Raw genomic sequence first — 12285 nt, 5'->3', positions numbered from 1 at the left:
GGTGAAATTCCTGTCAAAATATTCAGATTGATGATGGAAGGCAGAGATTGTCATCCAGACAACATATCCAACCGTCTGCCTGTCTTAGCCTGTTATCTGCAGTTTCTGTTAAAAATGAGTTTCAGGCAAACGCATATTTGCAGGAAAAATGGTTATAGAAAACTCATCAGACAAACTTCATGGATTGGATCACCTGCGGGCATTGGCTATCGCATTGGTATTACTATATCATTACCGCGCATTTAAACATCCGGAATGGATTGATATTGTCGGACAATTCGGGTGGACGGGCGTTGATCTGTTCTTTGTGCTCAGCGGGTTTCTCATATCAGGTCAGCTGTTCAGAGAAATAGAAAAGAAGGGAAGGATTAGCTTAAAAACATTCTTTACCAAACGTTTCTTCAGAATCATTCCTGCCTATGTTTTTACGCTTTTCCTGTATTTCTGTATTCCTTTTTTCCGGGAAAGAGAAGCATTATCCTCTTTCTGGAAATTCATCACATTTACCCAGAACTATGGCCTGGATGTTATCAATAGGGGAACGTTTTCCCATGCATGGTCTTTATGTATTGAAGAGCAGTTCTACTTTTTCCTTCCCTTGCTGCTTCTGATTACTCAAAAAACAAGATTATTCAGGCATATGGTACTATTATGTATGTTACTTATTGCTTTTTCATTGACAGCCAGGGTTATAGCTTGGAAGGAATATGTTATTCCGGTTATTGATTCCCCAGATTTCTGGAAAAACTGGTATATGAATATTTATTATCCTACCCATACACGGCTGGATGGTCTTGCGGTTGGAGTTCTTGTCGGTTTTCTGATGAATCATTCAACAAAGACTAAACGAATGGTTCACCATAACGGAAATCTACTTTTTGTACTGGGAGTTGTACTGTTATCCCTTTCATTTTGGTTTTGCAGAGATCAGGTTTCAGAAATGGCTTCTATATTCGGATTTACTTTTGTGGCATTGAGCTATGGTATAATCGTGATGGCTGCGGTTTCGGAAACTTCATTCCTGTTCAGAACAAAATCTTATATTACATCCCAGCTGGCCGGATTGTCATATGCGGTTTACCTTTCTCATAAGGGAATTATTCATATGGTCCAGTTTCTTCTTGAAAAGCTGAATATTCAGTCTTCAGATAATCTAAGTCTTTTGATTTGCCTGTCAGGCTGTATTGCAGGAGGACTGTTTTATAGATTAATTATTGAAAAATCCTCTGCAAAACTGAAGAACAGGATTTTAATACAGAAAATAAGCAACAAGGAGAGGTGTACTGATAACATCAATTCAACGCAGCCTTAAAAATAGAAAACACCCTAAAAAAGTATTCCTGGGGTGTTTTATAAAAATCTAATTATTATTTTACTGTAAAATTAAATTGTATTCGGAGCCTGATGTCTGTGTAGTCCAGGCACTTCCGCTGTTCATCTGGATCGTTTTGCTGTTAACGATGGAGAATGTTGTTACCCTGTCGGCAATATCTTTATAAGCGAGAATTATTTTTTTAGAGCCTTCATCATATTTCCATGTGCCGGTGCTGGACATAGGATCTGTACTCCCCGGTATAGTTTCCTGCAGAGTAAAAGTCTGATCCGGCTTGAACGTAATAACTACATTTCCGGAGGGCGTTTTCCCTGCATATTTTCCTGATTTAAATGTCGCAGCTGTGGTAGTACTTCCGTTTTCAGACGTTTTCACAGAATTACAGGAAACAATGAATCCTGTTAATAAAATGAAAACAGTGGCTGTTAAAATCTTTTTCATAATGATGGATTTTTAAGGTACGGTGTCAACCGCAGCGCTGTTATAGTTTTATTATCAGCTAAAATAATGCCAGAAACCGTAATTGTTAATAGCAGAAAACAACGTTTCTGAAGGATCAAAAGCCCGGGCTCAGGTTAATCTAAGATCTGAGAAGCTTCTGAATTTCTTTCTGATCATTTTTATTACGCCTTCTTATTTTTAAAATCATCATAATAAGCACGCTGAGAATAACCAATCCTGTTACCATTGAAATAGCAATAAGATAATTATAATGGGAGATTAGCTCACTGTTCTTTTTTTCGGTTTCTATGGTATGGGCATCAATGGCATGGTTAATGGAACTTAGCTCGCTTTGTTCCCTTTTAAAACGGGTTTCAATATACTTTTTGCTGTAGTTCTGATAATGGTTCTGTTCTCCCATTGCCAGGTAATTATCTGCCATTTCTTTGTAAATTCCTTCATTCAGGGTAAGATCTCCTGATTCTTCTCCCAACTTCTGTGCCTTAAGCAGCAGGTCCAGAGCTGCCTGATTCTGGTGCTTCTGTTTGTGTACTTCAGCCAATCCTTTTAAGGCAAAAGCCTCCAGACTTTTGGCTTTGATCAGGCCAGCAAAATCCATCGATCTCATAAAGGCAGGCTCTGCTTTTTCAGGCTGGTTGAGATTGAGATAGCAGTATCCGATATTATAATACATGATACTCTGGTTAAAAAAGGTGGTCTTCTTTTCTTTCACCTTTTCAAAGTTTTTCACGGCAATTAAGAATTCCTGAAGTGCAATTTCAGGATTGGACTGGCTTTTATAGATCATTCCCCGCAGAGCATAGCTTCTGGCAGTTTCAAAATATTTAAAAGAAAGCCCTTCGGGAAGTCTGGCCAGATATTCGTCTGCTTCATCCAGTGTTTCAAGGCTTTTACTATAAAGCTCCATTTGTTGGAACTGAATGGCAGCCGAAATAAAGAAGGTGGTCTGTACCTTGGGATCATTGGTTTTCCGAACCAGTTCTCTGGCTTTTAGAATATGTCTGAGTGATTCATCAAAGTTTCTTTTGGCAATTTCTGCCGTGGACAGAAGCAGGTAGATTCTGATGGATTTATTAACATCTTTCTCTTTTTGAAGTAGTTTTTTTCCTATACTGATTGCATTGTCCGGATTATTGTAGATCTCCTGGTTAGCCTTTTTGATCAGGGAATCATCAGAAATGTTCTGCCCAAACAACAAGCCTTGACAGAACAGTATTATAAACAGGAAAATTCTGGCCGCTAGTTTCATAATCTTTTATTTTTAATGATTTCCTGGATATAGGTATTAGGAGACATCCCTGTTATAGATTTAAAAACGTTTGTAAAGGCACCGTGCGAAGAAAATCCCGAATGCTCTGCAAGATAGCTTACCTTGTAATTGAGATAAGCGGGGTCGGTCTTTAGCAAATGCGCAATATGGTTAATTCTCAGTTCGTTAATGTAGCCATTGAAGTTTTTTTCTTTATGGTTATTAATGACCTCCGACAGATACTTTGTATTGATCCCAGTCTGCGCAGAAAGGACCGAAATAGACATATTCTTGTTCAGATAATTATCTGTCTGCTCCCATTCTTTCAGCTTTTGAAGAATTTCGTCTTCCTTTTCTTTGGAAATTTTCGGCGGATCTTTTTCCTGAGGTTTATTTACCTTTTGGGGTTCATCTTTCGGACCTTCTGTTTTAAGGGGTATTGCATTTTCCCTCTCTTTCAGCTTTTCAAAAAATACGAGCTGCTTTTTCAGGTCTTTACTTCTTCCAGATTCATATAAAAAATATCCTCCTGCTGTTATAATAAAGAAAAGGATAACGGTAGTAATAATTTTGAACTGGCTGAGTTTGCTTTGTCTCTGAAATTCAATGTCTTTGTGATGGTAGTTTTCAACCAGTTTTACAATATACTGTATTCCCTCTTTTTTGCTGGAATCAATTTTGGTTTTCAGCTCCGTATAAAGGTTATTGTAATAATGATACTTTTCATCGTTATTGAGAGCCAGATAATTTTTGGCAAACAATTCGTAAAAAATAACTTTCATATCGTGATAAGGCAGCCCTTCAATCTTTGAGAAACCCTCATCAAGATATTTTACAGCAGTTGTATAATCTTCTTTCATGAAAAAATAACGGGATATACTTTCATACGCAAAAGCGGCGAGAAAAGCATCATTTCCATGGCTTTCAATATCCTGTATTACGAGGTCCAGCAATTTTTTTGATTCTTCCAATTTATTAATCCTCATCAGAAAAGTAGCACGGAAGATGATATTTTCTTGGCTTATAATCCGGTTTTCTTCATTATTTCCGTCGAGATACCGGTCACTTTTATCAAGGAGCTGAAGCGCTGTATTATAATTACGGTTAACTCCTGAGTTGATGGCCTGCAGCTGAAACAGTTTGGCAATAGTCATCCTTTCTTTCAGATGGCTGCTTTTTAAAAGCTCACGGTCAGCCAGAACCCTGGTGATTATTTTTTGAGACTGTCCGTATAGTCCCAGATTCTGATATTGGTCGGCCAGATTATAATCCCCGAACAGCTGGATAAAGTGGGAGAGGGTTTCGTTTGGGTTTTCATCTTCCTTTTGATTGGAGATATTCACCGCCTGAACATAATTTCCCTGGAGAGCATAAGCCTGTGAAATGATTTTTCTGAGAATAATTTTATGCTCAGGATTTTTATCACTGATCAGAAGACTCTGTGAATAGCTGATACAATCCTCCGGATTTTGATACAATTTCTGAAAAGCTTTGTCCGTCGAAATGCTAAAATCCGGACCGGTTTGCCCGCCAATAAAAATAGGGAACAAGGCGATGAAAAATAATATCCAGACATTACTTTTCAGTATTTTTTGCAGCAGATTGTTTCTTTTCTGCTTGTTTTCCTTTGATATTCCTGGCATTTGCCTTTTTTAAGGGTTGTTTTTCAACTGTTTGATTATTAGATTTTTGCATTTTAAATTCTTGTAAAATGAATGAATTCTGCAAGCCAATCTCTTTATAAGAGGCAAATATAACGCTAATATTGTTTAAACCTTTACGCTGATTGAAAATATTAGACTTATCTGGAGATTTTAATGAAATTATCATACTTATCCGGTGTTATAGTTGTAAAAAAAACAATGGTGTTTCCGTGATGGTTTAATAAATAGATAAACTCCGGAGCTTAATGCCTCCTGTTCTTTTTAAGATAACAGAATCCGGGTAAATGATATGAATAAGATCCTATTGATGATTATAAATTCTTCAACAGAACAATACATTCTTAACTCTAAAAAAATAAAAAATGAGAAAGCATTACCTCTTATGGATGATTTTACTTCTTCCGTTTTTACAGCTGAATGCACAGACGTACTGTACCCCGGCCAGTGGAGGAACAAATTCCACCTATTATCTGAAAAATGCTGTTTTTTCAGATCAGGGGTCCTTTTACTATGATGCAGCAGCCTATCAGGCTTATGTAAACAATTCTGCGAGCCATATCGTGACTTCCTATCCCGGAGGAACAGTGAAAGTACATCTGGAATTTGCAGGAAGCGGAACCAAATCTCTGGTATGGGTAGACTGGAATGCCAATGGAGATTTTAATGATTTCTATGAAAATCCAATAGGAACATCTGCTTATTCCTTTGTGGATGATCAATTCTTTATTCCACCTGCACAGGCTCCGGGAATTTACAGAATAAGGGTACAGACGGGAACAAACCTTAATACTGCACCCAACCCTTGTGGACCTAATGCCGGTAACAATGGAAACTTTGTAGACTTCAGCTTAAAAATTGAGGCTGCTCCAACCTGCTTTGTTCCTTCCGCTCTTACCTCAAATAATGTAACAACGAATACAGCTTCTATTTCCTGGACAGCTCCTTCCACAGCACCGGGAAGTGGTTACGAATATTATTATACCTCTTCTCCAACTGTTCCGGATGCTTCTACGACAGCTTCGGGATCAAGTACAGCAACCTCTGCTTCTATCAGTGGACTGGATCCTTTTACTACTTATTATTACTATGTAAGATCGGTTTGCAGTACATCCAGTAAAAGTGCATGGTCATTAAGAGGAACATTTAAAACAAAATGCAGCCCTATGACCTATATGTTTGAAGATTTTGAAAATGCGACAGCAGGGGCGAATTACGTTGTAGACTGTTGGGAGAGAATAATAACAGGGACTGGTTATCAGGCTATTAGTGGTACAGCTGGTGTAAATGGTACAAAAGCGATGAACCAGAATACCAGCGGTACAGCCAATGCTGTAATTGCAGTTCTCCCGGCATTCAGTAATGTAAATGCGGGAACTCACTGGCTGAGATTCAAAGCAAAAACGGCGAGTAGTGCAGCAGGTCTGCTGGATATCGGATATGTTACCAATGATACGGATGCTTCTACTTTTGTAAACATTCAGTCAGTAAGTGTAGGCAATACAGCATATGACGGATATGAATATTCGGTAGTTATTCCGAGTACAGTTCCTGCCAATGCAAAACTGGCCATAAGAAACGCTGGTGTTCCGAACAACAGTCTGTATTTTGATAATGTTTATTGGGAGCCTAAGCCAACATGCATAACTCCGTCTAACGTAGTATTATCAGGTGTTACCAGTGCCTCTGTTACTATTGGCTGGACCGCTCCGACACCAGCTCCTGCATCAGGATATGATATTTATTACAGTACAAGTAATACGGCTCCTGATGCTTCTACACCGCCAAATGCAACCGGAGTAACGGCAAATCCTTATACAGTGCAAGGCCTTAACTCTGCAACAACCTATTATTTCTGGGTAAGAGCAAGATGCAGCACCACAGACCAGAGTGCATGGACCAATATTGTTTCTGCATTAACACTTTGTGCCCCGAAAACAGCACTCTTTGAAAATTTTGATTCTTATAATGCCGGTCTTATTACAAATGTTCCATGTTGGGGAAGATTGGTTACAGGAACAGGAAGTGTAAATATCAACGCAACAGGAGCTTATTCAGGAACAAAACATATTATGCAGAGACCTGTTACAGGATCTTCTATGGCTATCTTACCTGAATTGAGTAATATTAATGCAGGAACACATTCACTGAGATTCAGAGCTTATTGCAGCGCAAATACAGGGGTGATGCACATCGGATATGTAACTGATCCAACGAATATCGCTTCATTTGTATTGATTCAGAATGTAAATATTACCAATACATCCTACACAGGAGCGAGTGAGTACAGCATAGCGGTTCCTAATATGGTTCCTGCTAATGCAAGACTTGCCATATTTATAGATGGTGCCAATCTTAATTATTATTACGATGATATATCCTGGGCACCAACTGTTGCTTTGGGAGTGAGTGAAATAGCAGCAAAACATGATATTGTTATTTATCCTAATCCGTTTACAGATACGATTACTATCTCAGGAGAGGTAGCACTACAATCGATTTCAGTATATGATATTTCAGGGAAATTGGTGAAACAGATACAGTCTTCTGAAAAAATAGTTTCATTACACGAGCTTAACTCAGGAGTGTACATGATTAAATTAATCATGAAGAACGGAACTTCGAAAACCATAAAAGCAGTTAAAAAGTAAATAGGTTGTCTGTCATCATAAAGCGGTGATACTTTTTTCACCGCTTTTGGACAGATCGGTCATTTTTCTATGACAATTCCATCCTTTTAATTTTCAGACAGTACAGACTAACAACAAAACAAAATAAAACATGAGAAAACATTACCTGTTATTTTGGATGATTTTACTTCTTCCGTTTTTATCACTGAATGCACAGACCTATTGTATTCCTGTCAGTGGAGGAACAAACTCCACGTATTATCTGAAAAACGCTGTTTTTTCGGATCAGGGGGCATTATATTATGATGCAGCGGCTTACCAGGCTTATGTGGATAATTCCGCAAGTCATACAGTAACCTCATATCCAGGAAGTACGGTAAAGGTACATCTGGAATTTGCAGGAAACGGAACCAAAGCCCTTGTATGGGTAGACTGGAATGCGAATGGAGATTTTAATGATTTTTATGAAAATCCGATAGGAGTATCGGGCTACTCAACAGTTGATGATCAGTTTTTTGTTCCGCCAACACTGGCACCGGGTATTTACAGGATAAGAGTACAGACGGGAACAACGCTTACTACTTCTCCTAATCCCTGTGGACCTAATGCTGGTAACAATGGCAACTTTGTAGATTTCAGCTTGAAAATTGAACCTGCAGCTCCAACCTGCTTTGTGCCTTCTTCTCTTACGTCAAATAATATAACAACGAGTACGGCTTCTATTTCGTGGACGGCTCCTTCCACGGCACCCGGAAATGGTTACGAATATTATTATACCTCTTCTGCAGCGGCTCCTGATGCTTCCGCTACAGCTTCGGGAGGAAGCTCAGCAACTTCTGCTTCTATCAGCGGATTAGATGCATTTACTACCTATTATTACTATGTAAGATCTGTTTGCAGTGCATCCAGTAAAAGTGCATGGTCTTTAAGAGGAATATTTAAAACGAAATGTAATCCGGTGACTTCTATGTTTCAGGATTTTGAAAGCGGAACCACTGGAACTCTTTACAATCTGGACTGCTGGGATAAGATTATTTTAGGAAATGGTACACAATCCATTAACAACACAGTGGGGGTGAACGGATCAAAAGGAATGTACCAATATGCAAATGGTGCTGCCAATACCGTTATTGCAGTGCTTCCGGCATTCAGTAATGTCAATGCAGGAACCCACTGGCTGAGGTTTAAAGCCAAGGTAAGCAGCGGAACCGGAACGCTGGATGTAGGTTACGTTACCAATGATACAGATGCATCGTCTTTTGTGAATATTCAGTCTGTTACCATGACCAATACAACGATGGATGGTTATGAATATTCGGTAGTCATTCCGAACACGGTGCCTGCCAATGCACGACTGGCTGTAAGACATGGAGGAGTACCCAACACCATCATATACTGGGATAATATGTATTGGGAACCCAAACCAACCTGCTTTACTCCGGGGAATATTGTTTTATCCAACGCGACCAGTTCAGGAGCGGATATCTCATGGACAGCTGCTGTACCTGCGCCTGCTTCAGGGTATGATATTTATTACAGTACAAGCAATATACCCCCAACGTCAACAACACCTCCCAATGTAACAGGAACAACTGCAAATTCTTATACCTTGCAGGGATTGAATTCTGCGACAACCTATTATATCTGGGTAAGGTCAAGATGCAGCAGTACAGATCAGAGTACCTGGTCAAATATTGCATCCGTACTTACGCTGTGTGCTCCGAAAACATCTCTTTTTGAAAACTTTGAAGCTTACAATAACGGATCAATTGCCAGTGTGCCTTGTTGGGGAAGACTGACCACAGGAAGCGGGATTGTAAACGTTGATGCCTATAGTGGTGGTTATTCAGGGACTAAACAGGTTTTCCAGAGACCAGTTACAGGGTCTTCTATGGCCGTTTTACCTGAATTGAGCAATATTAATGCAGGAACACACTCATTAAAGTTCAGAGCGTATTGCAGTGCGGCTACCGGTAAAATGAAAATTGGTTATGTGACAAATCCAACGGACATTAACTCATTTGTACTTATTCAGGATGTAAATATTACCAATACCTCTTATACAGGAGCAAGCGAATATGTGGTAGCAGTTCCTAATACGGTTCCTACCAATGCAAAACTGGCCATATTCACCACTTTCGCCGACGGTGGAAACGTGATCTATTATTATGATGATGTATCCTGGGCACCTACTGTTGCTTTGGGTGTAAATGAAGTAACGGCAAAACATGATATTATTATCTATCCTAATCCGTTTACGGATGTCATTACAATTTCGGGAGAGATAAAGCTGAAGTCTGTAGTGGTGTATGATGCTTCAGGAAAAATGGTAAAAGAGCTGAGATTTCCTGAGAAAACAATTTCATTACAAGAGCTTAATGCTGGGGTGTACATGATCAGATTAATCATGATGGATGGTACCTCCAAAACCATAAAAGCAGTCAAAAAATAAATATGTTGTCTCTGCCATGATTAGCAGCGAACTCATCCCGTTGCATTTCATGGCAGATTTTTATTCTGATGACCAGGACTTATTATTTATTCTGAAAGCGAATAAGGAGGATGATGAAAGCTATACCCCTTTTTTATTATAAAACAAAAGTATTTTAATGATCCCTAAAGAAATATTCTATCATACAAAGCAATGGTCAGCCTTTTCAAAGAAGCTTTTGTTTGGTTTTTTATTACTTCTCTTTGCCAGCAATGATCTTTTTTCGCAAAGAGATACCGAACATTGGTTTGCCCCTATGATGTCAAGGCTCAACCGTAATAATGACAGACAGGCTTTGTTCCTGTCTACAGACAGTACTGTTCCTTTCCCTGTTACCATTTACAATAACAATATAGCTATAGGAACGGTTACGATCAGTAAAGGAAATCCTCAGACATTTGATATTCCTATGGAACTGATGATTGCCGATTCTCAGACTGAACTTTTTAAGGCAACGACCAGAGGTCTTTATGTAAAAGGAAAGAAACCCTTTTTCTGTACATTCAGGTTCTCTGTAAAAGCACATGCTGAAATTCTGACTTCCAAAGGAAAAGCAGGAATCGGTAAAAAGTTTTATACAGCTTATGGGCCTATTACCATATCCTCATCAGTATATAACTTTTCCTGTGGCATTTTAGCTACCGAAGACAATACCACAGTAACGGTTTCGGGCTATAAACCTTCCGTTCAGTTTTCTAATGGAACCAACGGAACCAATACTCCCTCGATGACTTTTACATTAAATAAGGGACAGTCCTATATCTTAGATGGATTAGGAAATATACCCGGGAATCAGACTGGGTTTATCGGGGCTAAAATTGAAGCTACAAAACCCATAACAGTTACCAACGGGAATTTCAATGGGCAGATTGTTGGTTCAAATAACGGAGGTGATATCCTGATGGATCAGTCTATTCCTGTAGAACGTATTGGCGATGAATATGTACTGATGAAAGGAATGGCTCTCCTGGCAGAGAACACGGAAGGAGCTATAGTAGTGGCTACAGAAAACAATACCCGGGTTTTCTTAAATGATGAGACGACTCCTGTTGCCGTCCTGAATGAAGGTGAATCCTACAGAATAAATTCTACAGGATATATCAGCCAGAATTTCAGCGGGCATTATAATATGCGGATAAAAAGTACCAAAAAGATCTATGTTTATCAGCTGATGGCAGGAACAACCTCAAGGAGTGATATTACCCCAGGAGCCAACTACATTCCGCCACTGAGCTGTTTTCTTCCCAAGAAAATAGATGAAATCGGTATGGTTGATATTATGCCTTATTATACCACTTTCACTCCTGCGGTTAAACTGAATATTATTACAGAAGCAGGTGCTTCGGTATCTGTAAATGGAGTAACCTTATCGGGCACAGAAGGACCTTATCCCGTTACAGGAAATCCAAACTGGCAGACTTATTCCGTCAATAATGTGACAGGGAATATTACTGTACAGTCTACCAAAGCGGTAACCGCAGGAATAGCAGGAGGAGACGATGCAGTAGGGTACGGCGGTTATTTTGCGGGATTTTCTTCCATTCCTGTTATTGCCAAAAAGAATGGAAACTGTATTCCGGGAATGATCCTTGAAGTGGATGACAGCTATGCTTCTTACCAATGGAACTTCAATGGAGAACCTATTCCGGGAGCGACTACTAATACCTATTCTCCAACCAAAGCAGGAAATTATACCGTAACTGTATCCGTGGGTGGGAGCTGTCCTCCTGAAACCACTCCTGTATTTGAGGTGGTAATGCCTCCCCAGATTCCAACGCTGCTTACCGACAAGGTGATCTGCGTTAATGAGACAACAACATTAGATGGCGGTCCTGGATTTCAGTCGTATGAATGGAGTACAGGAGCTACCACACAATCCATCTCCAATGCCGGAGTCGGGAATTACTGGGTGATTGTAGGATATAATGGCTGCTTCAGCAAGTATGAGGCGTCTGTAACACCCGCTGCTCAACCCGTAATCAAGAATATTGACCTGGATAATAAAAAAGCTACGCTTACTGTGATTGGAGGAAAGCCTCCTTACAGCTATTCCACGGATAATATCAACTGGCAGATTTCCAATGTGTTTACGAACCTTCCAAACGGACAGCATAAGTTTTACGTGAAAGATTCTTATAACTGTGATCCTGTTGCGGTAGAAATGACGGTCATCAATATCATCAATGCTATCACTCCGAACGGAGACAACATTAATGATATGGTTTCCTATTCAGAGCTCCGCTACAAGAAAGATCTGTCTTTTTCGGTGTATGACCGGTATGGGAATAATGTCTTTAAAGGGACAGCCTTCAACAACTATACATGGGACGGGAAATTCAGCAATAAGAAAATCCTTTCCGGAACCTATTGGTTCGAAATCTCATGGAAAGAATCTGATAAACAAAATACAGCTATTAAATATACAGGCTGGATTCTGGTGAAAAACAGAGAATAATCAT

Annotated in this window: 9 protein-coding genes; 5 read left to right on the top strand and 4 right to left on the bottom strand. The window is 39.4% G+C overall.

Going from position 1 to position 12285, the window contains the following annotated elements:
* Nucleotides 1-148 precede the first annotated feature (148 nt).
* Nucleotides 149-1312: an acyltransferase family protein gene (locus FW768_RS06790; protein WP_153393956.1), complete on the top strand. Its 1164-nt coding sequence runs from the start codon at nt 149-151 to the stop codon at nt 1310-1312.
* 60 nt (nt 1313-1372) lie between these two features.
* On the opposite strand, the gene FW768_RS06785 is transcribed toward FW768_RS06790, so the two are convergent.
* The 4 genes from FW768_RS06785 to FW768_RS06770 form a co-directional block, all read right to left on the bottom strand.
* Nucleotides 1373-1774 (bottom strand): copper resistance protein NlpE N-terminal domain-containing protein, encoded by a 402-nt coding sequence (locus FW768_RS06785; protein WP_153393954.1) that lies wholly within the window; start codon nt 1772-1774, stop codon nt 1373-1375.
* 139 nt (nt 1775-1913) lie between these two features.
* The gene (locus FW768_RS06780; protein ID WP_153393952.1) at nt 1914-3044 is read right to left on the bottom strand and encodes a tetratricopeptide repeat protein; all 1131 of its coding nucleotides are present in this window, start codon (nt 3042-3044) and stop codon (nt 1914-1916) included.
* Nucleotides 3041-4687, bottom strand: coding sequence for a helix-turn-helix domain-containing protein (locus FW768_RS06775; protein ID WP_153393950.1), 1647 nt, complete (start codon nt 4685-4687; stop codon nt 3041-3043). Before FW768_RS06775 ends, FW768_RS06780 begins: the two co-directional genes overlap by 4 nt.
* Nucleotides 4620-4874: a hypothetical protein gene (locus tag FW768_RS06770; protein ID WP_153393948.1), complete on the bottom strand. Its 255-nt coding sequence runs from the start codon at nt 4872-4874 to the stop codon at nt 4620-4622. Before FW768_RS06770 ends, FW768_RS06775 begins: the two co-directional genes overlap by 68 nt.
* Nucleotides 4875-5070: 196 nt before the next feature.
* On the opposite strand from FW768_RS06770, the gene FW768_RS06765 reads away from it, so the two are divergent.
* The 4 genes from FW768_RS06765 (at nt 5071) to FW768_RS06755 (ending at nt 12281) form a co-directional block, all read left to right on the top strand.
* A complete protein-coding gene (locus FW768_RS06765; protein ID WP_153393946.1) occupies nt 5071-7356 on the top strand; it encodes a T9SS type A sorting domain-containing protein in 2286 nt (761 codons plus the stop codon).
* Nucleotides 7357-7486: 130 nt separating this feature from the next.
* Nucleotides 7487-9787, top strand: a complete 2301-nt coding sequence (locus tag FW768_RS06760; RefSeq protein WP_153393944.1) for a fibronectin type III domain-containing protein — start codon at nt 7487-7489, stop codon at nt 9785-9787.
* 16 nt (nt 9788-9803) lie between these two features.
* On the top strand, nt 9804-9929 hold the full coding sequence (locus FW768_RS23820; RefSeq protein ID WP_262885772.1) for a hypothetical protein: 126 nt from the start codon (nt 9804-9806) through the stop codon (nt 9927-9929).
* 15 nt (nt 9930-9944) lie between these two features.
* Nucleotides 9945-12281, top strand: coding sequence for a T9SS type B sorting domain-containing protein (locus FW768_RS06755; protein ID WP_153393942.1), 2337 nt, complete (start codon nt 9945-9947; stop codon nt 12279-12281).
* Nucleotides 12282-12285: the final 4 nt, after the last annotated feature.

Source organism: Chryseobacterium vaccae (genome assembly GCF_009602705.1).
Taxonomy (GTDB): Bacteria; Bacteroidota; Bacteroidia; order Flavobacteriales; family Weeksellaceae; genus Chryseobacterium; species Chryseobacterium vaccae.
The sequence above is the reverse complement of the archived record's forward strand: the minus strand, read 5'-3'. Positions and strand labels throughout refer to the sequence as shown.